Raw genomic sequence first — 23,252 nt, 5'->3', positions numbered from 1 at the left:
ATTATGGCGTTTTCACGTCGCGAGTTCGTTCGGAGGTTTGGTGTCGGCGGGGCGGCAGCGGCCTCCGCGGCGCACATCATCGGCTACGGCAACGAAGAGTTACTGGCATTCGTCCAGGGGCAGGGCGGGGCGCGGCGCGGGCAGGGCGGGCCGCCCATCGCGATTCGCCTCAGCAGCAACGAGAACCTGCGGGGGCCAAGCCTCAAGGTCATCGAGGCGTTGAAGGCGCATCCGTCCAAGGATCTTGGGCTCGGTTATCCGCCGCCCACCCTCAGCACCTTTGTGGACACCGTCGCTACGTTCTCCGGCGCGAAGCCCGAGAACGTTATCATCGCCACCGGCTCCGGCGAAATCCTGACCGCGGCGGTGATGGCCTACTGTGCACCCGACCGGGCGCTGGTGACCGCCGATCCGTCCTACTCCTCGCCGAACGGCACGGCGCGGAACATCAACGCACCCGTGAAGTTGATGCCGGTTGACGCGCGCTTGCGCCTCGACCTGGAGGCGCTGATTCGCGGCGCGATCGGCTCCGGCCTCGTGTTCCTGTGCAACCCCAACAACCCGACCTCGAGCGTTCACACGATGTCGGACATCGAGCAGGCCGTCCGGACGATCAAGACGCGCTCGCCCGGGACCGGCATCCTGATCGACGAGGCGTACCTCGAATACGCCACCTTGCCGGGTTCGGGCTCGATGGTGAAGCTGGCGCTGGAACTGCCGGGCGTGTTCATCTCGCGCACGTTCTCGAAGGCGTACGGCATGGCCGGCATGCGCATGGGCTACGCCGTTGGCCAGCCCGAGACCATGACCAAGGTCGGACGCGCCTGGGGCCTGGGCAGCATCAACGAGCTGCAGGCGGTCGCCGGCATCGCCGCGCTGAAGGACACCGCCCACATGGAATGGGAGAAGGGCGAAAACAAGCGGGTCCGCGACTGGACGCAGGCGCAGTTCAAGGCCATGGGCTTCGACTCGCCGGAGTCGCAGACCAACTTCATCTTCGTCAACATCCGCAAGCCCGCGGTGCAGTTCCGCGACGCCTGCCGCGCCCAGGGCGTGGCGGTCGGCCGCGACTTCCCGCCGATGGAGAAGACCTACGCCCGCATCTCGCTCGGCACGATGGAAAACATGCAGCAGGCGATGGTGGTGTTCAAGCAGGTGCTCGGCGCCTGATGTGATCAGGGCCGGTCGGACATTCACCTCCGCCGAGGTGAGTGTTCGTCCGGCGATTCGGCGTCATCCTGCGGCTCGCCGATCCGGTCTCGCACTTCATTCCAGAATTCAAGAACGCCAAGGTCATGCCGGCTGGCAATCTTCGGAAGGGGCATATTTAATGAGTACCAACCTGTCACAGCTCTTTAGCGACTTCGACCGTGGTGTGTTGTCGCGCCGGCAATTGCTGCAGGCGCTCGGCATCGCCGCCGTCGTCCGGCCCGCCTCGGCCTTTGCCCAGGGCCAGTGCGGCGGCGCACTGAAGGGCACGCCGCAATGCGACCCGACCCCCGCGAAGGCGCCGTTCGCGCCGACCGGATGGAAGACCGTGATGCTCGATCACTTCTCCCTCCAGGTGGCCGACTACTCGAAGGAAGCGGCGTACTACGCCACCCTCATGAGTTGGCCGGTCCGGAGCGACGACGGCAAGCAGGCGATGCTCGACATCGGTGATTGGGGCGGCCTGCTCATTCGCGGCGGCTACCAGGCGCCTCCGCCGCCGCCCGCGGCGGCTCAACCGCCGGCCGGTGGCGCCGGCCGCGGCGGTCCGCGCGCGCCCCGCAACGCCACGTTCGACAGTGTGTGCTGGGGCATCGATCAGTGGGACGCGAAGAAGGTCGAGGCCGAGCTGAAGAAGCGCGGGCTCAACCCCGTGGCCGACAACCACGGCGACTTCCAGAGCTTCCACGTGAAGGACCCCGCCGGCTTCGGCCTGCAGATCAGCAACGGCAGCAAGAAGAACCGCCGCCAGGGGCCGGCCAACGGCAAGACCGCGGCGCCGGCGCCGTTTGCGCCGACCGGGTGGAAGACGGTGTGGCTGGATCACATCTCGTACGAGGTCCCGAACTACAAGGAGACCGTGGCGTTCTACGCCGCGCTGCTGGGGTGGACGCCGGGCCAAGACGAGGGCAGCCAGAGCCAGTGCCAGATCGGTGAGATCGGCGACATCATCATCCGCCGCGGCAACGTGCAGCCCGGGGCGCCGCCGCGGCCGGCATCGATTGGACACATCTCATTCGGCATCGCCGGCTTCGAACCGGATGCGGTGAAGGCCGAACTGGAGAAGCGCGGGCTGAACGCCCGCGAAGACACGGGCGGCCGGGGCGACATCCACACCGCGCCGTACAAGAGCTATCACACGACCACGCCGAACGGGTCCGACCTGCAGATCAGCGCCACGACGAAGGCGAATCGCGGGGCCTGATGGCGCGGCCCGTCATGACACTCGTTGCCGAACGGCGCTTGACCGATCTGCTCAAGCCGCCGTCCGGCAGCCGCGTGCTGGAAGCCAGCGGTGTGTTCGCCAAGGACGGCGCCTACTTCGTCGTCTTCGACAACATCCGCCGTCTTGCGCGGGTAGATCCGGGTCTCGAGCCGGGCTCGAAGCTGCATTCGTGGCTGGGCCCGACGCGGCCGGGCGACGGCTATGAAGACATCGCCTTCAGCCCGCACACGCGGCGGTTCTACCTCCTGGTCGAAGCCGAGAAGCATCCCGACGGCACCTACAAGGGGCTGATCGACGAATGCAATGAGGACGGCAGGCCCACCAGGCGGCGCTGGATCGATTACGCGTTCGCCAAGCGCAACACCGGTTTCGAGGGATTGATTGCGGTGCGTCGGAACGACCGCAACTACCTGCTCGCGCTCTGTGAAGGGAATGGCGGCAACGCCGGCCGCAAGGGCAGGATACCCGGCCGCGGACGCATCCAGGTCCTGCAACAGGCAGGCGAGGTGTGGAAGGTGGTGGCCACCATCGCACTGCCGCCAAGTGTCAAGTTCGAGGACTACGCGTCGATGTCGCTGCGGGGCACGCAGCTGGCGGTGATCTCGCAGAAGACCTCACGGCTCTGGATCGGGACGCTGCGATTTCGCGACTGGACCATCACCGGGTCCGGACGGAGCTACGACTTTCCGCGGAACAAGGAGCACAAGCCGAAGTACTGCACGCTCGAAGGCGTGTGCTGGCTGTCGCCGCGCACGTTCGTGACCGTGTCCGACCTGTCGAAGGGCGATTACGCGAAGCGCTGCCGGAAGCGCGATCAGTCGATCCAGGTCTTCCGCCTGCCGGCCGCCGCCCGCCGCAAGTAGGAAATCGGCCGCGGCCTGTTACCATTGACGGCGACGCGCCCGTAGCTCATCTGGATAGAGCACCGACCTTCTAAGTCGGGGGTAGCTGGTTCGAGTCCAGCCGGGCGCGCCAAATCCCAGCGATCCCCTTGGGCGCCGCGCGCCGCTTCAGCGAGCACCCATGATGTAGCCACGGCGCTGGCGATACAGCGCGATCCGCTGCTCGATGTCACCCGCGAGATCCAGCGCTCCCGCGCGCCGCGCACGGTCGGCTGCCGTTGTCGCCGTCGCTATGGCTTTTTCGAATTGGCCGGCGCTTGCCTGTGCGGCCGCCAACGCGTCGAGGGCCGCCGGGTCCGTACTGCGCGTGACGTTGATGGCCAGGGTGGCCAGCCGCACCGCCTCGACCGGCTGCCGCATCGCGGAATCGAGACCGCTGCTTAGAATCCAGGACAGCCCAATCAGCGCAGGCGGCCAGTCTGGCTTGAGGTCGAGCGCCTCCCGATAATGCCGGGTCGCCAGGTCCAGGCGGCCCTGGCGAGTGAGCGCCTCCGCCAGGTTGAAATGCGCCTCGGCGTACGACGGCCGGAGCGTCAGGGCCTGGTTGAGGAGATCGACGGCTTCGACCAGCGCACCTTGCAGCACGAGGACATGACTGAGGTTGTTGCGCGCCTCGGCGTTGTCCTTGTCGAGGGAAATGGCCTCGCGATACTGGGCGACGGCCTCGTTGACGTGTCCTTGCCCGAGCTGGATGTTGGCGAGATTCACCCGTGGCGCGGCGTAGCGCGAGTCGAGGCTGATCGCGCGCTCGTACGCGGCGGCGGCCGGTTGCCCCATGGCCTCGAGCGCGGTTCCCACGTTGTAGTGCGCTCGCGCGGACCCGGGAAGGATCGCAGCCGTCGCCAGGAAATGGCGCAACGCATCGGCCGGGCGCCCCAACTCCCGATACAGGATCGCGACATCGTCGTGGAGGGCATGGTTGGCGGAGTCCTGGCGAAGTTGCAGCTCGTACCCGACCGTATCTTCCGCCGTTGCCTTCGCTCGAAAGGTCGAGACCAGCCGCTCTCGGTCGGCGTCGGTCCGCGTCAAGACCTGGATCCAGACATCGGCCATCTCGTCGGAAGACTTGAAGCCCCAGAGCGCACGTCTCGGCGGCGACTCGGGATTGCGTATGTTGCGCGCGGAATTGTCGAACCTGAACTCGGTGACGATCTTGGTGCCGGCGGGCAACCAATAGGGATCCGAGACGCGGTACACATCCTGCCAGCCGAAGTCCCAGCGGGAGATCTGAATGAGGTTCCGCGTGGTTTCGTCGGTCAGCTCGGCCCGGGCTCGAACCTGCGTCGCGCGATAGTGCGCGTGAGGCTGGAACGCCTGGACCTGGACGTCAACCGGCAGCGTGAACGAATCCACTGACTGGTAGCCGGCCTCTCCCGCGGGGATGTCGATATTCTGCCGGCCCAGCCGAAGCATCGCCGGAAGCCTGGTCGGCGGGTCGTCGGAGAAATACAGTCCGATGGACGGCTGGATCCGCTCGGCGGCGCCGGTGGGGCGCAAGTGCAACTGCACGACGAAGTCGCCGCCAGGTGACAGCTGCCACGCGAGTCCCTTAGGGGCCAGCGGGGACGCCTGGCCCGGCGTCCATCCGAGGAAGTGGCCATCGGGATACTCGGCCGAATTGAGAATCAGGCCGTTGTACCCCGGTTCCGGATCCGCTTCGTCCAAACGTCGAGACGCACTCGAATAGTCGATGCGGATGTTGGCGTGGTGAACGGCCCGTGAGGACGCGCGAAACTCCAGGCCACGCACATATCGCACCGCCTGGACTGGAACAGGAACGACAAACATGCGGAAGACATCGAGGCCGTCCGGTCGCAGGGTGTACTCGGGCAACGAGACAATCAGATCCGGCTCACCAAGCTGCCAGCCCGGGGACCAGCGGGGAGGGGCCGGGAGATCTTTCGCGTCGCCCTCGGGCATGCCGGTCCGGACCCACCGTTCGATGAGCGCGATCTCCGCGCCGGTGAGGCGGCGTTCACCAACGAACTCGCCGGCGCCGGGGTCAGGCTTCCACGGCGGCATGTAGCGGCTCTTGGTGACGGTGGCGATCTGGGTGCCGTGCCGGCGCGCCTCGTCGTAGGTGAGAAAACTAAAGGGCCCTGGGCCGTCGGGGCGATGGCACGGCGCGCACGACTTGAAGAGTACGGGCGCCACGTCGCGAGTGAAGGTGACCGGACCTTGCTGGGCGGCCGCAACATCGGCAACGAGTAGACCGGCCAGTAGCATCGCGGCCCGCGCCAGCCCGCGCACGCTCACGCCTCCACCGCCCCTCGTGCCGCTCCTCACCCTGGGTCCTGCGCGAATGATACTTCACGGCGCCGCACCCGCCCATTACCCCGTGCCCGCGACATATTGCGACAATTGCTATTCGTCAAAGGTGTTACAAAACGCGCGACTACCTACAAGGTTGCTGTTTTGAAAGTGCGCCATTGCCACTAGCTCCATTGTGGCGTGGTTGGGGAGGACAGATTAATGAGAAGGTTTTTTGCTTGTCTGGCTGGGATCGTGGTTGTCTGCTTCTGCCTGCTTCCGGCGCCGGCCATGGCCCAGAGCAGCAGTATTGCAGGCGTGGTGACTGACGCCTCCGGCGGTGTACTTCCCGGCGTGACGGTTCAGGCGACGAGTCCGGCGCTCATCGAGGGCTCGCGTACGGTCATCACCGACAGCAACGGTCGGTACGCCATCGTCGAATTGCGCCCCGGGACCTTCACGGTCTCATTTGAGTTACCGGGGTTCTCCGTGGTCAGGCGAGAAGGTATCGAGCTTGGCGCGGGGTTCTCGGCGAATGTCAACGCGCAGCTCAAGGTCGGGACCCTCGAAGAGACGGTCACGGTGTCTGGCGCCACACCCGTCGTCGACGTCCAGAGCGTCGTCAAGCAAAACCTCATTTCGAAGGAAGTGATCGATGCAATTCCGACCGGCAAGAGCTGGTCGCAGCTCGGCATGCTCACGGTTGGCGTGACCAGCTCGACCGCCGACGTCGGCGGGTCGGCCGGGGAACAGCAGAATGCCATGGCCGCTCACGGCGGAGCCCAAGGTGACAAGGTCATCGAGATGGACGGCATGCGGCTGGGGCTGCTGCTCGGCGACACCTCGTCCACTGGCGTGTCGTCCAACGACGCCTCGACGCAGGAGGTGACCGTCGAAGTGGGCGCCAGTTCGGCGGAGTCGACCGGCGGCGGCGTGCGGGTCAACATCATCCCGAAAGAGGGTGGGAACAGATTCGCTGGCTCGCTGTTCGGTAACTTCGCGAACAAGTCGATGACCAACAGCAACTTCACCGACGAGTTGAGAGCGACCGGCGTGAAGTCGCCGGACCGCGTCAACAAGATCTACGATTTCAGCATCTCCCTCGGCGGCCCGATCAAGAAAGACAAGTTGTGGTTCTTCAGCGCCCAGCGGGTGTGGGGCTACCAGAACCTTCGGGCAGATGCGTACTACGAGCTCAATCCGGCCGACTACAAGTACGAGCCGGACACGTCCCGCCAGGCCTACGACGACCAGCGCCTGCGCAGCCACAACCTGCGGCTCACGTGGCAGGTGAGCCCGAAGAACAAGCTCGCGTTCTTTTACGACTACCAGCCGCGTTGCACGTGCCACTGGACGGTGAGCTCGACACGTCCCGGCGAGGCGACGCCGGTCCAGAACCTGCCGTTGAACTGGTACGGCACGATGTCCTACACCTCGACGATCAGCTCGCGCCTGCTGTTCACGGCTGGATTCTCGAACCTGAGCACGACGTGGACCCGCCTGCCGCAGGACGACGGTGTGCCGGTCGACTCGGCGACGGGCCGGCTGACGTCGGAGGGCTACGGCGTCCAGGACGCCGCTCTCGGGATCACCTACCGGGCCTACGGCGCGCCGTTCAACTACAACTTTTCCGCGACGCGGAACTGGCGGGCGGCCTTCAACTACGTGACCGGCTCGCACCAGATGAAATTCGGCATGACCCTCGTGGAGGGCGAGCGCATCGTCCGGAACTGGATGACGGCCAGCGACACCCAGCTGATCTTCAACAATGGCCGGCCGATTGGCATCCGCCGGTACTCGACGCCGTACGCCGAAAAAGAGAATCTCGAAGCCGACCTCGGCGTGTTCCTGCAGGACACCTGGACGATGCAACGGCTGACGGCGAATATCGGTGTGCGCTTCGATTACATGAACCAGTCGGTGCCGGCGCAGGAGACGCCGGCCGGCACCTGGGTGCCCGCCCGTTCGTGGGCGGCCGTGAAGAACGTGCCGAACTGGAAGGACATCTCGCCACGGCTGGGATTGGTCTACGACCTGTTCGGTACGGGCAAGACGGCGGTGAAGGCGACCGTGAACCGGTATGTCGCGCAGTCGGCGACCAGCTTTGCGGCTCTCAATAATCCAATCACGACGAGCATCAACTCGTCGACGCAGAGTTGGACCGATGCCAACGGCGACTTCATTCCGCAGTTGAGTGAGTTGAGCGGGGCGCAGAGCCCAGGCCCCGTCGGCTCGGCCGTCGCCACCACGTCGTACGACGACGCGGTCAGGGAGGGATGGGGCGTCCGTCGCAACAACTGGGAGATCTCGGCCGGCGTGCAGCACGAGCTGTTGCCGCGCGTGGGCACCGAAGTGAGCTACTTCCGGCGGAGCCAGGGCCACTTCACGACGTCGGACAATCTGTTGGTTACGCCGGACGACTTCCAACAGTTTTGCGTCACGGTGCCTACCGACTCCAGGCTGCCGATGAGCGGACAGCGGATCTGCGGTCTTTACGACGTCGTTCCGAGCAAGGCCGGCCAGGTAAAGAACCTGGTCACCTTCAACGACGCGTCCAAGCAGCGCCGCGAAGTCTGGCAGGGGGTCGACGTGAACGTGAACGCGCGGCTTGGCAGCCGGTCGTTCCTGCAGGGCGGATTGAGCACCGGCCGCTCGGAGTACAAGAACTGCAGCGCGATCGACAATCCCGGGCAGTTCGTGAACGGGAGCGTGACCACGCCCACTCAGTATTGCGAGTGGACGACCCCGTTCCAGACGCAGTACAAGCTGATCGCCGGGCATACGTTCCCGTGGGACATCCAGGCAAGCGTGGCCTTCCAGAGCATTCCCGGACGGGAAATCCAGGCGAACTGGGCCGCGACCAATGCCGCGATTGCGCCGTCACTGGGCCGTAATCTGGCGGGATCGACGACGTACAACGTGGCACTCGTTGAGCCGGGCACAATGTTCGGCGATCGGATCAACCAGGTGGACCTGCGCCTGTCCAAGCTGCTGCGGACGGGATCCAGGCGGATCCGGCTCATGGCGGATGTCTATAACGCCCTCAATGCCAGTCCCGTCGTCACGCTGAACAGCACCTACGGCCCCAACTGGCAGCGGCCGACCCAGATTCTCGTGGGCCGCTTCCTCAAGGTCGGCGCGCAGCTCGACTTCTAAGCGGACCCACTGTGGTGTCCGCCGCCAGGCGGATTTCCGGGCCAGCCCTCGCTAAGGGGGCTGGCCCGTCGTGTTTCAGGCGGGCGTGTCGCTGCCGTCCGGGGCGAGGAAGTAGCCGTCGCCGTGGACGGTGTGGATGAATCGCGGCTTGTGCGGCTCGGCCTCGATCTTCTTGCGCAGGCGGGCGATGGCGTGGTCGACCGCGCGCGTGTGCGCCGTTTCGGGATAGCCCCAGACCGCGCGCAGCAGCTCGTCACGGCGCACGATGCTGTTAGGCCGCTCCGCCAGGTAATGCAGGAGTTCGAAGTCCCGGTGTGTCATCTCGATCTCGTTGGTCCCGTTCCAGGCGGAGAGCCTGGCGAAGTCGATCGTGACGGTGCCCAGGACGAGCCGTGACACCTCGGGCCTCGCCCGGCGCAAGACGGCGTGGATGCGGGCCAGGAGCTCCTCGAGGTCAAACGGCTTGGTCACGTAGTCGTCGGCGCCGAGTTTCAGGCCTTCGACTTTGTCGCTCTTCTGACCCTTGGCAGTCAGCAGGATGATCGGCGTGCGTGACCCGCGGCGCCAGGTCTTGCACAAGTCCAGGCCGCTCGTGCCGGGCAGATTGATGTCCAGCAGGACGAGGTCTGGAGAAAACTCCCGTGCGGCCTGCAGGGCGAGCGCCCCGTCGGCGACCGGGCGCGTCTCAAAGCCCTCGAAGGCCAGATTGTCACAGAGGACCCGCGACAGCACGGGGTCGTCTTCGACGACGAGGACGCGCATCTTCTTCTTCATGGCGCCAGGATGGGCAGGGTGACGGAGACAGTGGTCCCGGACCCGGCGACGCTGGAGATGTCCAGCGCCCCCGCGTGGTCGGTCACGATGCGGTCGACGATGGCCAGGCCCAATCCGCTGCCTCCCGTCACCGCCTGTCGGCCTCGGAAGAACTTTCGCGTCACGCTGCCGATCTCGCTCGCGGGGATGCCGACCCCCTGGTCGGTGACCGAGAGGACGACGGTCTCACCCCTTCGCCGCGCGGCGATGGTGACGTGCCGCCGTTCGCGAGAGTAACGGATTGCGTTGTCCAACAGGTTATTCAGCATCAGGTTCAACGCCGTGGGATCAGCGCGTACCGCGGGCAACTCTTCTGGCAGGTCGACGTGCACCTCGAAGCGTTCGGCCGTCAGCGTCGGCGTGAACTCCTGCAGGCTGCGATCGACGATGGTTTCGAGAGCGACCCGCTCGAACGAATACAGGTCGGCGACGTCTGTGACTCTCGCATAGGCGAGGAGGTTGTCGATCAGCCGCGTCAGCCGGTTGGCCTCGCGCAGGCCCATCTGCGCGTATTCGCGCGTCATCTCGGCGGTGGTACGGCCCGAGCCCAGTGTCTCGTTGATCGCCCGCATGTTCGCGATCGGGGTCTTCAGCTCGTGCGTGACAGCGGAGACGAAGTCGGCGCGCATTTCCGCGAGCTTCGCACTGGCGCGGGCGGCCCGCAGGCTGAGGAAGAGCCCGGCCGTCAGGGCCAGCGCCATCGCGGCCGCTACGTCGAGGGTGCGCCGCGCCCCCCGGCCGGCGGCCGCGAGCGTGACGTCCCGATCGGCGCCCACCACCACCGACCACGACGGAATCTCGAGATCCGCCGGGGGGTCGATGGCCACAGTGAGCGGATCGAAGAAGGCCATCGGAAAACTACGCTGCTCGGCGACAGTGCGCGGCTGAGGCGTCGGGCCACCGACGACCGGCGTGCCCCGCTCGTCGAGAAGGGCAAAGTCGAGGTCGCCGTCGCGGCTTTCGATGCGGGCCACCTGCGTCGTCAGATCGCTGAGGTAGCGTCCGCGCACCCAGTCCAGGTTGACCATGAACCCCAGGACCGTCGCCGGCCGTTCCTGTCGCGCATCCGTATGAGAGAGGGCCGCCACGACCTGGTAGGTCGCGCCGGCCACCGCCAGGTTGAACACCGAGAACCGCCGGCCCTGTGTCCCGTCGTGCATCACGCGATTGACGAGGCGCGCTCCGATGCCCGGTTCGCGGCCGACGACGATCGGAACCGTCTCCGCCTGGTCGAGGCGCGAGAGCCACGGCGGCCGCCGTTCCGCCCGGCTGTAGAAGGTGACCGCGTCTGGAGCCGCGGAGCCGTGCCACGAGAAGAACACTTCCGGATAGGGGTACCTCGCGAGCGCGTGTTCGACGGGGTCGAAGAGGTCGGCGCCCGCGCCCTCGGGGGCGTCCCGGCTGTCGGCCGCAGACAGCACGAGCAGCTGCGCGCCACGCATGTCGCGCGCCAGCGCCGCGACGAGCAGATTGGCCGCTGCCTCGGCCCGCTTCCAGGCCAGCATCGCCGCGGCATGTTCCCACTCGACAATCGCGCGATAGCCGAGCCAGACCAGCGCGGCCGCTGAGAGATAAGCACCCAGGGCCAGCCAGGGAGTCACTCGGAGCCTCGCCAGCAGGGACATCAACGTGACAGCTCGCGCTCTCGGAAGTACCGAGCGGCGCCTGGATGGATCGGCAGGGGCGTGGCCGGTGCCCGATCGAGATCGAGGAACCGCAGCGAGGCCTCCACACCAGACAGCCTGGGGAACGAATCGAAGAGCTGTTGCGTGAGGTCGTGCACGACCGACTCGTCGAGATCGCGGCGGCATACCACCACCATGTCGAGTCCGACCGTGGGGATCACCCGGTCTTGTCCCGGATAGATGTTGCGCGGTATCGCGGTGGCCCGAATGAACGGGAAACGGCGCCGGAGGCCGTCGACGCCAGGGCCTTCAATCGGAATCAGATACGCGCCCTCGCGAATCGTAGCCTGCGTGGCTTCATCGGGATAGGTGTAGCCGGGAAGAATAATGGCGTCTGCGCTCCCATCTTTGAGGGCCTTAGCGCCCTCCGCCCGCGTGTTCACGCTGCGGATCAGCCGTGGCCGGGCGCCAACGGCCTCGAGCACAAGGTTGCCGAGCGTCCAGCTGGTCGTGTTCTTTGGACCAACCACTACAACACGTCCGGCGAGGTCTTCCACCCGGCGGATGCGGGACCCCGGCCGAACCAGCACGTAGGCCGACAGCGGCTGCAGGAGCGAGAGCCCCCGGACCAGCTTCTCGGATTCGGGCACGCGCTCGATATTCCAGTAGTCGGCGTAGGCGTGGTCCGCCGTCGTGATTCCCAGGTCCGCCGTGTTGTTCTGGATGGCCTCGAGCGCGTCGCCGACGTCCTCGAGCCGGATGTCGAGGCCTGGCAGCGTCCGGCGATATTCCTCGGCCAACCGGTCGCTCAGGGGGGGGAAGGCCCTGGCGATTCGCACAATCGGCCGTGTCCGGACGGGGGGAGACGGAGCGCGACAGGCGATGCCGGCCGTACCGACGAGCAGCGCGGCGACCAGGAGGCCGCCTGGGGCCTCCCATAGGTAGTGCCGAAGCTGTCTGGTACGCCGCGTCATGGGGGACCGACACCCGGGCCGGTGCGCAGAGCTTTACAGAACGTGGCCTTGGGATCAAGGATGGGCCGCCAGCCCGGCCGTCCACTTGCGACAAGTTGCGACAACGGGTAGGAAACAAAGGTGTTACAAACCTAGGATTCTTGATTCTCCGGTTCGCGAAGGAGTGACATGTGATGGATGCTCGAAGACAGGTCGGTTGGACACTCACGGGCGGGTTCGCTTTGGCGATCGTTGCGGCGGCCGGCATGGTAGCCCCGTCCGCGTTGAAGGCCGCGCCGCCCGTCGTCCCGGGTGAGGTGACCTTCACGAAGGACATCGCCCCGATCCTCCAGCGAAGTTGCGAGAACTGCCATCGGCCCGACGGCGTCGCGCCGATGTCGCTGGTGACCTACGAGGAAACGCGCCCCTGGGCGCGCTCCATCAAGCAGCGGACAGGGATTGGACCGAAGGCCGGCGTGATGCCGCCCTGGTACGCTGAAAAGAACATCGGGATCCAGCACTACAAGGACGACCCGTCGCTGACCGAACTGGAGGTTGCGACCATCGCCAAATGGGCGGATACCGGGGCCGCGAAAGGCAATCCCGCCGATATGCCGCCCGCCAGGGTCTACGCCGATTCGCGCGCCTGGAACATCGGCACCCCCGATTTGATTGTGAAGACGGCTGACATCGTCGTGAAGGCCAACACGCCCGACTGGTGGGGCGAGATTCCCCGGGCCCCGACCGGCTTGACCGAAGACCGCTACGTCGTCGCCATGGAGGTCAAAGAGGTCAACGACGTCCCTCGGGTCGGCACCGGTCGTGCCACGGTTGGCGGGCGCTACGTGTGGCACCACATGATCTGGAGCACACGGGTCATGGGCAAGGGCCCAGAGGTTGACGCGTTTTCCGCGGCCCTCGATGGCTCCGGCACGTCATGGCCGGTGCACGAAGTTGGCCGCAACGCGGACTACTTCGATCTGAATTCGGCGAGGCTCCTCGAGGCCGGTTCCAGCATCGTGTCTGACTCGGTGCATACCCACTCGAACGGCCAGGACACCACAGCGCACTTGGAGATTGGCTTCAAGTTCGCGCCGAAGGGCTTCAAGCCCGCGTTCAAACGATCGAGCATTGGCTTGGGCAATGGTGTGGACATCGACGTCAAGCCGATGGAAGCCAATCAGGAGTTGCACGCGTACGCGGTGCTGACGGAGCACACCAAGGTCATCTCGTTTGAGCCCCACCTGCACGCGCCCGGCGCGCGCATGTGCCTGGAGGCCATCTGGGGTTACAACATCCAGACCCTCAGCTGCGTCGGATACGATCACAGTTGGGTGCGTGGATACGTCTTCGACGACGACGCGGCGCCGCTGCTCCCGAAGGGCACGGTCATGCACATCATCGGCTACATGGACAACACGCCGGCCAACAAGAATGTCCCCGACCCGCGGAACTGGCAGGGGTCGGGCAACCGCTCGGTGTCCAACATGTTCATCGATCTGGGCGCCCGCGTGAGCCTGAGCGATGAGCAGTTCAAGGACGAGATGGCGAAACGGCGGGAGAAACTCAAGCTGTCGGGAAACACCGTTGTGCTCGGCTGTCCGCTGTGTAACGTCCAGCCACTGCCGACTGCTGCCACGGCAACGCCGCGGCAACAGCAGTAGCCGGGGGGCATGATGATGAGAATCCATTCTGTCTGTCTCTCGGCGCATCGAGTTCTGGCCATCCTGCTCGTCGCGGCAGTGCTCCTGTGGGCCCTCCCGACCGCCAGCGCGCAGTCCCTCTCCTACGCCAGCGGGCAAAACATCTCGCCCGCGTATGAGGGATGGGTGCTGAACCCGGACGGAACGCGCGACTTCGTGTTCGGGTACATGAACCGGAACTGGGAAGAGGAGATCGACGTCCCGGTTGGTCCTGACAACAGCTTCAGTAACGGGGCTGACATGGGACAGCCGACACACTTCCTGCCCCGCCGCAACCGATTTGTCTTCAAGATCCGCGTCCCCAGCAATTTCACCGCGAAGGACGAACTGGTCTGGACGCTGACGACCCATGGTAAGACCGAGAAGGCGTACGCGACGCTGCTGACCGACTATGAGCTCAACGACCTGGTCAAGGCGTCTGAAACAGGCGCGCTTGGCGCCGGGTCGAGCAGCCCGGAGGTTCGCGCGAACAAGCCGCCGTCGGTGACGATCACCGAGACGAGCCGCAGCGTGGGCGTCGGCCAGCCGTTGACGCTGGTGGCCCAGGTCGTTGATGACGGCATTCCGAAGCGGCGCATGTCGGGCCTATCCGGTGCGGCGGTTGCCAATGAGGGGTCGCGCCGAGACACCGAGGGAACCGCTCCCAATTCGGCGAATCCGATCCGACCCAACCGGGCCATGACGCCGCCGACACGAGTGACGGTGGGCAAGAACGTCGGGCTGCACCTGTCCTGGTTCGTCTACCGCGGCGCTGGGAAAGTTACCTTCACGCCCGACCAGGTCGTCGCGTGGGAGGATACGAGGTCAGGCGCCAACTCGCCCTGGGCGCCCCTGTGGACCGCGCCAGTGATGCCGGCCGATGGCAAGGTCACCGTTCAAGTGACGTTCTCAGAGCCTGGAACCTACGTGCTCCGTAGCCTGGCCGACGATGGCGCGCTGTTCGGGTCGGACGACATCACCGTGATTGTGAAGCCCTGACGGCCTGGTAACGCGCGTGCTGAGCCGGGGATCCCAGGTTCGATCCCCGGCTGGCAAGCCAACCGAGCGCGCCGAAGCAAGAACGGTTACTATCCCGGCGAGGTCACTCATGCCGGGCTCCACCAACAACATCAGTCGTCGTGAACTGCTCGCCGGCGCGGGAGCCGGTGCGGCCGCGCTCCTCCTCGAGCAAGGCGGCCTTCAGGCGCAAGCACCGCCGAGTGCCACGGTCGTCTTTTCGCACACCACCGTGGCGAACGCGGATGCCGTCCAGCACGACGTGGCGCTCGCCGTGCAGGGCGACACGATCGTGGCGATTGGTCCGACCGATCAGATCCTCAAGACCTATCCGCGGGCCGAGGTCTACGACGGACGGGGTAAGGCGCTCTTCCCGGGACTGATCAACTGTCACGCCCACATGGGGGCCGTGCTCCAGCGTGGCTTCAACGAAGACTTCGGCTTCCCCAACTCGGCGCGCCTGGCCATCCAGCCCGCCAGCCTCCTCCAAGGGGAAGAGGCCACGCTGATGGTCACCGTCGCCGCGTTGGAAGCGATCAGGACCGGCACGACGACCATCGTGGAAAACGTCGCGAACATCAGCCGCAGCGCCGCGGCGCTGGCGCGGTCAGGGTTGCGCTGCGTGTTCGCGGAATCCGTCCGCGATAGCGAGAACGTGGCGGGCCCGATGTCCCCGGAGGGGTTGGCCAAGAGTGTCGCCCCCACGTTCTCGGCCAGGCTCCGAGACGAGGGCATGCAGCGCATCAACGACCTGTACTCCGCCTGGCACGGCAAGAACCAGGGGCGCATCAGCGTGTTCCCGGCCGCCGCGCTGGTCGAGACCTCATCGCCCGAGCTGCTGCAGGCGATCCGCGCGTTCGCCGGGAAACACGATCTCGGCTACACGATCCACTTGAACCAGAGCACGCCCGAGTTTGAGTTCATGCAGAAGTTCCATGGGCTGCGGCCGGCGGCGTATCTCGACAGGCACGGCTTCCTCGGTCCCCGGCTGTTCGCGGCGCACGCCCGGTATGTCGATGCGGCCGAGATCGCCTTGCTCGGCCGTTCCCGCACCATCATTTCCCACCAGGCCGGCATGGCCGCGAACCGAGGGGTCATTCCGCCCATCCCCGCGCTGCGCGCGGCGGGCTGCCCGATCGCGCTTGGCACCGACAACAACACCACCGACGTCTTCGAAGTGATGCGCATCGCACTGCTGACCGAACGAGTCCGGCGCGAGGACGAGCGGCCCGGCCTGCTGCCGCAGCCCGAAGACATCCTCGCCGACGCCACCGAAGGCGGCGCGCGCGCCGTGAACCAGGAGAAAGGTCTCGGCTCGCTCGAAGTGGGCAAGAAGGCGGACATCCTGGTCGTGAACACCCTGCGGCCCTACCTCGTGCCGGCGGGCCGCATCGTCTCGGCCTGGATTCACAGTGGTCACCCGGCCGACATCGAGTCGGTCATGGTCGACGGTCAGTTCGTCATGCGCAAAGGCAAGGTCCTGACCATGGATGAAGACCGCGTCATCCGGGAAGCCGACGCGGTGGGGCGCCGGATCTGGGGCCAGGTGCTGGAGGCCGGTCCTCTCAACGTGCCGCGCCTGCCGCGCCCGCGCTGATCTGACTACCACCCGAACCACCAGATTGGGAACGCCGAGGCGAGCGCCGTACCCACCTGGAGGGCCAGAACCATCAGCGCCGCCTTGGGCTCGGCGGGGAGCCATCGCATGGCGAAGTACGCCACAACCGGCACCTGGCCGGCCATGAGGAGTTGCCACAAGTGGGCGGCGGCGCCCTCGTCCTCCTGGCGGGCCGTGCCGTGCAGGGCGAGATAGCCCACCACGAGGGCGAGCGCGGCGACCGACATGGCGACGGGAACGACGGCACTCGGCCGCCGGAGCATGGTGGCGAGCATCAGGATCCCCCTGTGATGACGGGTTGCGAAAAGAACTTTGCATCGTAAAGCACGATCCGGCGAAGTGTCAACACGACACCACGGGCCGGCAGGATGTCCTTCCCGTACAACGAAAAGCGGCCGGGGCCACGAGACCCCGGCCGCGACTTCACGTGTCGACCTGTCCGGTGCGACCTAGAACCGGCCGACCACCGTCAACTGGAACGCGCGCGCCGGCTGCTGGTTGGCCATCAGCAGGAAGTTCGAGCTCCAGCTCTGGTAAGCGCTGTTGTAGTTGTACTGGGTGTAGTTGCCACCGTTGAACAGGTTGTAGATGTTCGCCGCGATCTCGACCTGGTAGCGCTGGTACTTCAGGACCTTGCCGAGCTTCAAGCCGGCGGTCGTGATGGTCGGCGCCTGGACCTGGCCTTCACCGCGGTCGCTGAACACATAGCGGTTGCGCGTCCGCAGCGGGTTGGCCGCCGGGGATCCGTTGGCGAGCGTGAACGTCGCCGGCCCGTACTTGACGACGTCGGGATCGGTCGCTGACAGCTGATACAACGGCGATCCCGACCACGGGCCCGCCTGCACCGTGACGTTGCCGGCTACGTTGATGCCCCAGGGCGCCTGCCACACGCCGCCGAAGTTCGCGCGGTACTTCATCCACGTCGGGCCGTAGCTCAGGGCGTTGCCCGTGTCCGGCAGCGAGTTGCCGTCGTTGTTGCCGCGCGGCATGTAGAGGTTGGCGTTGTTGGCGAAGTGGTCCGGCTGCACGAAGGCGGCCGGGTCGGTCGGGTTCCACGTGCCGTCCATCTTGTGCCACTGGCGGTTGAAGCCGGCAATGAGCTGGAACCCGTGCGACATGTTCTTCGTCAGGGTCACTTCAAGGGCCTGGTACTTGAGCTGGCTCCAGGTGTTGTTCGTCTGCTGCTGGATTTGTCCCTGGTTGGGATCGACCTTGCCGAAACCGAGGAACGGCAGGCCAGGTGCGCTGGGATAGATGCCGTTGATGTCGATATTGGCCCACATATCTTTGTAGGCGCGGTTGATGTAGCCGACATCCAGACCAATCTGCCAGCCGAACTGGCGCCGGAATCCGACGATGAACTCGTCGAGGTAGGGCTGATGCAGACCGGGCGCAATCTGCTGCGCGGCCACGGCCGCCGTCGATGCCGGCGAGAGCACGATAGTCTCGAACACACCGTCGAGGTTGTTATCGTACTCTTGACGGAGGGACGCCGTGTCGTCCGCGCCAAAAATGGTGACGCCGTCGCGGCCCATCACCTGTTCGCCCAGGCGGGCATATCCGGCCCGCAGGACGTTTTTGGCATCCTCGGTCAGGAGGTAGGTCGCGCCTACCCGCGGTTGCACGGTCCACGATTTCTGCCGCGTGATGCCCTTCACCTCGTCCACGCGCTTGACGAAGTCGAACCGCATCCCGAGGTTCGCCGTCAGACGTTCGTTTGGTTTCCAGCTGTCCTGCGCGTAGAACGCGTAGTTGCTGTCGCGGGCCTGCCGGGTCTGCAGGCTGACGGGGCTCCGGTAGTCACGCCGGAACGGCACGGTTCCCCTCGAAGGATTGGCGGGGTCCACCACCGTCCGGGCCTCCCGTATGAACCCGTCATTGACGTACTCCGTCCGCTGATCGTAGATGTTCTGCGGTTCCAGGAAGAACCCGGTTCCGAACTCATGGGAGCCGAGCCAGCCTTCTTTGTAGTAAGTCATGTCGCCGCGAAACAGGTACAGCGATGCGGGCACGAAGGTCCGGGACTGGTTGTTCCCGCCCTCGAGGATGAGCGCATTGCCCGTGATCAGGCCGCTGGAGATCCGGGTGCCGTCATAGACGGCGATGTTCGGTCCCTGGGCGTCGAACCCGAACGCCGTGTAGGTGTCGTTGTCGTTGCCGCTCTTGTTGTTGTAGCCGGCCGAAAACGTGGTGGTCAGCCGCTGGCCCCACGTCGATGTGAGCTTCCCGCTGTAGACGTTGCCGCCATTCGAATACACGTTGATGGGATCGAAGAAGTAGGCCCAGTTGCTCTGGCCGTGGGTGCGGTCGCGCTGGAAGAACCCCGACAGCTCATGACTGGTGCCGACGCGCGTGGTGACCTTGACGTAGGGCTGGTAGCCCTTGATCTGCTGGGGGAACAACGTGGCGTTGGGATAGAACTTCTTGATGTCGTCCACGTTCTTCGAGTTCCGGCTGATCTGGGTCTCGACGGCCGACTTGCGGAACGAGCCGAAGAACCAGGCGCGGTCCTTCACGATCGGCCCGCCGAGCGAACCATCGAACTGGCCGATGTCGGACTGCACCGGCGTGCCGCCGGTCGACACGCACTTCTTGTCCGGGCAGGTCGAGTAGGTGGCGAGCGGCCCGGTCAGGGCGAATTCCGTCCTGTGCGAGGTGTTGTCGCCGCTCCAGCGGAGCGGCTGATACGCGTAGCCGGCGGTGCCCTTGAAGGTGTTGCCACCGCTCTTGGTGATCACGTTGATCGCCAGCCCGGTCCCCATCGGCGTGCCGGCATCGGCCCCGCCCGTCTTGACCTGCGTGTCTTGAATCATGTCCGACCCCATCTGCACGTAGGTGAGCTGGAAGTCGTTGTAGTTGCCCGCCTGCATGCCCTCGAGCTGCACGACATGGGCGAAGTGTTCGGTGGCGTGTCCGAAGTAGACCGACCGCCCGCTGCCATCGTCAAACGGCCGGGAGTGGACGCCGGGCGTCTGCTCGAGGAAGTCGGTCCAGTTGCGCCTGGCGGCCAGCGGCATCGCCTTCTGGAACTCGCCGTCGATGTTCAGGATGTTGCCCGGCTTGCTGACCTCCAGCATGGGCGAGTCGCCCGAGACGGTGATGGTCTCGGACAGCGCGCCGAGCTTCAGGGTGATGTCGACCTGGAAATTCACGGCCGCGCGCAGAAGGATCCCGTCGCGCACGAACGTCGAGAACCCCGGCAGTTCCGCGGTGATCGCGTACTCGCCCGGTGGCAGGTTAATCAGGCGGTAGTAACCGGTGCCGTCGGTGATGCCGGACGCCGGTTGGATCATGTCGGGGCTCTTGGCGGTCACCGTGACACCCGGCAGCGCTCCGCCCTGGTCGTCCTTGACGTAGCCTCGCAGGCTGCCGCCCGTGGTCTGCGCCTCCGCTGCGAGCACGCCCGCCATCATTGCGGCGACTATGAGCATTCCGAATCGCGTAAGCCTTGTCATGGCGCATTCCTCCCGTGGGGTAGGCATCGACGAGACCTGTGGGGTCGTTGTCGATGCAGGACAAAATTCCTCCGACCGACGCATGGTGGTTCCCGTCTCAAAAGCAATCCGCGCGACTGGATCTTACCGCCAAACCCGCCAGGGCAGTTACTTCGGGAGCGCCTTGAGCAGTTCCGCCGCGCGCGGCTCGGCGGGGTCGAGGCGAAACGCTTCCGCCGCACGGCCGCGGGCCTCGGCAAACCTCCCGAGTTCGGCGTACAGCGCGGCGAGATTGAGATGCGCACTGGCCCGCGCCGGATCCAGGCGGATCGCGCGCTCGAGGTGCGCCAGGGCCGATTGAGGGTCACCCTGCAGGAAGATCGCCAGGCCCAGCTTCTCGTGCGCCTCGGCCCGATCGGGTGCCCGCTCAACCGCGACCTGCAGCCATCGGAACGCCTCAACCAGGGCACCGCGCTCGAGCGCCAGCGTCCCGAAGTCGAGCGCGACCTCCGCGGAATCTCCAGCGACCGACGCCGGCATGATCGAGATCCGCCTGACGGCGTCGTCTGGCCGGCCCGCCAGGATGAGCGCACGCACGAGCAGCGGCCCGGCGACAGTGACGTCGTGGCCGCTGTCGTAGGCCGCTTCCAGGTGTCCCACGGCCTCGGCCGCCCTGCCGCTACCGGCCAGCGCTTCTCCCAACGCGAGCTGGATGGCGGGCCGCGGGCCATCGATCGTGATGGCCTCAGCCAGGAGGCCAGCCGCATCGCCGTGGCGCCCGGCATCGAGCAGCGCCTGCCCGACACTGAACCGTAACACCCCAGGGTGACTGTGTTCGTTCGAGATCTGTTCGACGTATCGGCGGGCTTCGTCGAACGATCCTTGCTCGACGAACCAGACGGCCTTGCGCGTCTGCTCGCCGCCAATCCCATTGTCGAGACCGAGGTTCGCGAACACCACCAGCGCGGTCACCGCCATGGCCGCGGTCGGTAATAGGAGCGGAACGATCTGGCGGGCGCGCGCCAGGTCGAAGAACCGGACGAGCGCGGCGCCAGCCGTCGCGCACAGGGGCACGAGCAGGGGCATCCGATAGCGGTCCGACACGAAGAAGAGCACCACCGCGGCTCCGTACACCGGGACGAACATCGCCCAGACCCAGTACCCGCGGCGGCTGGCGCGCAGCGCCGGCCAGAACAACCCGACCAGGCCGAACGGCAGGATCAGCCACGGCCCGGCCGCCAGCACGCGAAGGAACGAGGATGGCTCGCGCGCGTAGAAGGCGTAACTGTAGTTGAGTGGAACGTCGACGCGGTTGAGCAGAATCCCGACCTTGCGTAACGACAGGCGGAGCGCGTCGGCGGGATGTTCGGTGACCCAGTCGATGGCCCGCCAGGCGAAGTAGTTGGAGACCTCGCTGGGAGAAAGCGTTCGACCCGTGTTCGACTCCGCAACGCGGGTCGAATCACTGACCTGTCCTGCGATCGATGGCGTGATGCCCGGCACCGGCGTGTAGGTGCCGTCGGCGCGATCGTGGTTGCCGATGTAGAGATTGAGCCCGCCGTGTGACGCAATCACCAGGGGCTGCCCTGACACGGCGTAGTTGCGCGCGGCGTTGGCGGCGAGTACGACGAGCAAGGCAACCAGCAGCACCGTGGCGCGTTTGACCCGCGTCCCGCGCCCTTCGTGAACCGCGGCCTTCTGACGCCATTGGATCACAAACACGGCGGCGGCCGCCGCCACGGCGAACACCAGCGCATTGGGTCGGTTCAGAGCGAGCAACCCGAGGGAGGCGCCAGCGGCGGCGAATGCCCCTGTGCCTCCGCCGGCCGCCGTACGCGTCAGGGCATAGAGCGCACACGATACGAGAAAGGGATCCAATGCCGACTGCAGGATCAGCACTTCGCTGAACGTGAAGAAGCCCGTCAGGATCGCCAGTCCGGCGGCCGCGAGGGCGGCCCGTTCGCCAAACCAGTGCCGCGCGGTGGCGAACAGCAAGCCGACCGCCGCAGCCCCCAGGCCGATCTGGACCAGTAGCGCCGCCAGCAACGATCCCCCGGCGGCAAACACGGTCGCGAGGAAATACACATACAGCGGCGACACGACGAACACCCCGGTGGGCGCCAACACACCTGCGGAGGCGATCTGGCGGCTGAGGGTGACGTAGTAGGCGGTGTCGAGTTCACCGTGGGGCTGCAGCAGCGGGTGGTTCCACAGCTGCAGGAGCACCACCAGCTTGACGACGAAGGCCGCCGTCACGATCGCCGCGATCCGGCGCCAGCGCCAGGCCGTTGCCGCGTGAGCAGAGTCGTTCATATGAGCGAAGCCGGGTTGAACGGCTTCGCGTCATTGTAGACGCACGAGCGACCCGCTCTGCGGGGCGTGCCGATGGCTGGCCGAGAGGTTCATCGTCGGCGCCTCCGTTGTCGGTAGCCCCCTAACCTGCGATCATCGGTCGCATGAACGCGCGATACCGGCTTGAGAAGTGGCTCAAGAGGCTGGGAGCGGCCGGCGAGACGATGAAACGCGAGGATGTGTGCTTTGTCATGGTGCAGGCGCGGCACCTGATCGAGGCGTCGGAGGCGCCGGAGCGCTTCCGCGTCGTGTCGTTCTACGCCGACTGGACTGTCCATACGGCGCTCGACCGCTCTCTGGTGTGCTTCGAGGTCTTACGGGACATCACCAGGGTCATCGCGGAGAACATGGCGCCGACGAGCCCGGAAACGCCGAGCCTGATTTCCCGCGTCATCGGATTCCCTCAACTCCGCACGCAACTGATGGCGCTCTTCCGAGAGAACGCGCTGCCCGTGACGGTATTCGAGTACTACCAGAACTGGAAGGGGTTCGGAGCCTTCCTGCTCTGGCACATAGCGGGGCAGCCGGTTGGCTGGCCGGCGGAGCCGAGAGGCCGAGCGAAGGTCATGCGCGAAGAGATGGTGGCACTCTCGCGCCCGCATGGTTTCGCGGTTGAGGCGCTCGCAATCGTCGAGCACGAAGGCAAGTATCACTGGAAGCTCGCGCTGTCCCAGCCGGACAAAACCTTCTTCATGGTAGGTGGGTTCGATGCCATCGAGGGCCCCGAAGCGTTCACGACGCCCCCGGAGGCTTAAGGGCAGAGGTATGCGTCTATCTCAGTACTGCGTGAGGTGCCGGTGAGCATGCGCGAACCCGCGGTGTTTTGCGGCGTGGATGCAGCGTGAAAATCGCGTTCACGACGCCTTGTTCTCGGCGCAGACCTGCTGCTCGCGCAACTTCTTGACGAGCTCCTGACCTGCCGGGTTTCTTCGGACCAATCGTTACTGGAGAATGGCCCCTTCGGGGTTAGTTAGTACGTTCGGTTCTTCTGCCCTGACTTCATCTTGTTCAGCGCG

General features: G+C 65.8%; 15 protein-coding genes and 1 tRNA gene. 9 read left to right on the top strand and 7 right to left on the bottom strand.

The window, feature by feature from the left end; genetic code table 11:
• Nucleotides 1-3 precede the first annotated feature (3 nt).
• From WC815_12745 to WC815_12730, 4 genes are all read left to right on the top strand, one after another.
• Nucleotides 4-1,170, top strand: coding sequence for a histidinol-phosphate transaminase (locus WC815_12745; protein ID MFA5909640.1), 1,167 nt, complete (start codon nucleotides 4-6; stop codon nucleotides 1,168-1,170).
• Between the two features lie 160 nt (nucleotides 1,171-1,330).
• Nucleotides 1,331-2,413 (top strand): hypothetical protein, encoded by a 1,083-nt coding sequence (locus WC815_12740; protein ID MFA5909639.1) that lies wholly within the window; start codon nucleotides 1,331-1,333, stop codon nucleotides 2,411-2,413.
• Between the two features lie 14 nt (nucleotides 2,414-2,427).
• Nucleotides 2,428-3,297, top strand: coding sequence for a hypothetical protein (locus tag WC815_12735; protein MFA5909638.1), 870 nt, complete (start codon nucleotides 2,428-2,430; stop codon nucleotides 3,295-3,297).
• A 35-nt stretch (nucleotides 3,298-3,332) separates the two neighbouring features.
• Nucleotides 3,333-3,409 (top strand) — tRNA-Arg (locus WC815_12730).
• A 35-nt stretch (nucleotides 3,410-3,444) separates the two neighbouring features.
• On the opposite strand, the gene WC815_12725 is transcribed toward WC815_12730, so the two are convergent.
• On the bottom strand, nucleotides 3,445-5,592 hold the full coding sequence (locus WC815_12725) for a tetratricopeptide repeat protein (protein ID MFA5909637.1): 2,148 nt from the start codon (nucleotides 5,590-5,592) through the stop codon (nucleotides 3,445-3,447).
• Nucleotides 5,593-5,808: 216 nt separating this feature from the next.
• Between WC815_12725 and WC815_12720 the strand changes: the two genes are divergently transcribed.
• Nucleotides 5,809-8,742: a carboxypeptidase regulatory-like domain-containing protein gene (locus tag WC815_12720; GenBank protein ID MFA5909636.1), complete on the top strand. Its 2,934-nt coding sequence runs from the start codon at nucleotides 5,809-5,811 to the stop codon at nucleotides 8,740-8,742.
• Between the two features lie 75 nt (nucleotides 8,743-8,817).
• On the opposite strand, the gene WC815_12715 is transcribed toward WC815_12720, so the two are convergent.
• Genes WC815_12715 through WC815_12705 form a run of 3 tightly spaced genes read right to left on the bottom strand, consistent with a single transcriptional unit; the run spans nucleotide 8,818 to nucleotide 12,019 of the window.
• Complete coding sequence (locus WC815_12715) at nucleotides 8,818-9,516, bottom strand: response regulator transcription factor (GenBank protein MFA5909635.1); 699 nt, start codon at nucleotides 9,514-9,516, stop codon at nucleotides 8,818-8,820.
• Nucleotides 9,513-11,156 carry a HAMP domain-containing sensor histidine kinase gene (locus WC815_12710; protein ID MFA5909634.1) on the bottom strand — a complete coding sequence of 548 codons (1,644 nt, stop codon included), beginning with the start codon at nucleotides 11,154-11,156 and terminating at the stop codon, nucleotides 9,513-9,515. The genes WC815_12715 and WC815_12710 overlap by 4 nt, the downstream gene beginning before the upstream one ends.
• Before the next feature lie 23 nt (nucleotides 11,157-11,179).
• Nucleotides 11,180-12,019 (bottom strand): TAXI family TRAP transporter solute-binding subunit, encoded by an 840-nt coding sequence (locus WC815_12705; GenBank protein ID MFA5909633.1) that lies wholly within the window; start codon nucleotides 12,017-12,019, stop codon nucleotides 11,180-11,182.
• 380 nt (nucleotides 12,020-12,399) lie between these two features.
• On the opposite strand from WC815_12705, the gene WC815_12700 reads away from it, so the two are divergent.
• The 3 genes from WC815_12700 (at nucleotide 12,400) to WC815_12690 (ending at nucleotide 16,429) form a co-directional block, all read left to right on the top strand.
• Complete coding sequence (locus WC815_12700; protein MFA5909632.1) at nucleotides 12,400-13,797, top strand: hypothetical protein; 1,398 nt, start codon at nucleotides 12,400-12,402, stop codon at nucleotides 13,795-13,797.
• Between the two features lie 9 nt (nucleotides 13,798-13,806).
• Complete coding sequence (locus WC815_12695; protein MFA5909631.1) at nucleotides 13,807-14,814, top strand: hypothetical protein; 1,008 nt, start codon at nucleotides 13,807-13,809, stop codon at nucleotides 14,812-14,814.
• Nucleotides 14,815-14,923: 109 nt separating this feature from the next.
• A complete protein-coding gene (locus WC815_12690) occupies nucleotides 14,924-16,429 on the top strand; it encodes an amidohydrolase family protein (protein ID MFA5909630.1) in 1,506 nt (501 codons plus the stop codon).
• Nucleotides 16,430-16,434: 5 nt separating this feature from the next.
• On the opposite strand, the gene WC815_12685 is transcribed toward WC815_12690, so the two are convergent.
• The 3 genes from WC815_12685 to WC815_12675 all read right to left on the bottom strand — a co-directional run bounded on the left by WC815_12685 (nucleotide 16,435) and on the right by WC815_12675 (nucleotide 22,197).
• Nucleotides 16,435-16,725, bottom strand: coding sequence for a hypothetical protein (locus tag WC815_12685; GenBank protein MFA5909629.1), 291 nt, complete (start codon nucleotides 16,723-16,725; stop codon nucleotides 16,435-16,437).
• 174 nt (nucleotides 16,726-16,899) lie between these two features.
• Nucleotides 16,900-19,881, bottom strand: coding sequence for a TonB-dependent receptor (locus WC815_12680; GenBank protein MFA5909628.1), 2,982 nt, complete (start codon nucleotides 19,879-19,881; stop codon nucleotides 16,900-16,902).
• Between the two features lie 171 nt (nucleotides 19,882-20,052).
• Complete coding sequence (locus WC815_12675; protein MFA5909627.1) at nucleotides 20,053-22,197, bottom strand: tetratricopeptide repeat protein; 2,145 nt, start codon at nucleotides 22,195-22,197, stop codon at nucleotides 20,053-20,055.
• Nucleotides 22,198-22,340: 143 nt separating this feature from the next.
• On the opposite strand from WC815_12675, the gene WC815_12670 reads away from it, so the two are divergent.
• Entirely contained in the window at nucleotides 22,341-22,991 is a 651-nt protein-coding gene (locus tag WC815_12670) for a hypothetical protein (GenBank protein ID MFA5909626.1), read from the top strand.
• Nucleotides 22,992-23,252 lie beyond the last annotated feature (261 nt).

Source organism: Vicinamibacterales bacterium (assembly GCA_041659285.1).
In the GTDB taxonomy this organism is placed as follows: Bacteria; Acidobacteriota; Vicinamibacteria; order Vicinamibacterales; family UBA2999; genus 12-FULL-67-14b.
The sequence above is the reverse complement of the archived record's forward strand: the minus strand, read 5'-3'. Positions and strand labels throughout refer to the sequence as shown.

Bases quoted from the DNA above. Each gene is read 5' to 3' on its own strand.
- WC815_12700 (MFA5909632.1), top strand. From the start codon at position 12,400: ATGGTAGCCCCGTCCGCGTTGAAGGCCGCGCCGCCCGTCGTCCCGGGT.
- WC815_12695 (MFA5909631.1), top strand. From the start codon at position 13,807: ATGATGATGAGAATCCATTCTGTCTGTCTCTCGGCGCATCGAGTTCTG.
- WC815_12740 (MFA5909639.1), top strand. From the start codon at position 1,331: ATGAGTACCAACCTGTCACAGCTCTTTAGCGACTTCGACCGTGGTGTG.
- WC815_12735 (MFA5909638.1), top strand. From the start codon at position 2,428: ATGACACTCGTTGCCGAACGGCGCTTGACCGATCTGCTCAAGCCGCCG.
- WC815_12670 (MFA5909626.1), top strand. From the start codon at position 22,341: ATGAACGCGCGATACCGGCTTGAGAAGTGGCTCAAGAGGCTGGGAGCG.
- WC815_12675 (MFA5909627.1), bottom strand. From the start codon at position 22,197: ATGAACGACTCTGCTCACGCGGCAACGGCCTGGCGCTGGCGCCGGATC.
- WC815_12745 (MFA5909640.1), top strand. From the start codon at position 4: ATGGCGTTTTCACGTCGCGAGTTCGTTCGGAGGTTTGGTGTCGGCGGG.
- WC815_12715 (MFA5909635.1), bottom strand. From the start codon at position 9,516: ATGAAGAAGAAGATGCGCGTCCTCGTCGTCGAAGACGACCCCGTGCTG.
- WC815_12720 (MFA5909636.1), top strand. From the start codon at position 5,809: ATGAGAAGGTTTTTTGCTTGTCTGGCTGGGATCGTGGTTGTCTGCTTC.
- WC815_12680 (MFA5909628.1), bottom strand. From the start codon at position 19,881: ATGCTCATAGTCGCCGCAATGATGGCGGGCGTGCTCGCAGCGGAGGCG.
- WC815_12685 (MFA5909629.1), bottom strand. From the start codon at position 16,725: ATGCTCGCCACCATGCTCCGGCGGCCGAGTGCCGTCGTTCCCGTCGCC.
- WC815_12690 (MFA5909630.1), top strand. From the start codon at position 14,924: ATGCCGGGCTCCACCAACAACATCAGTCGTCGTGAACTGCTCGCCGGC.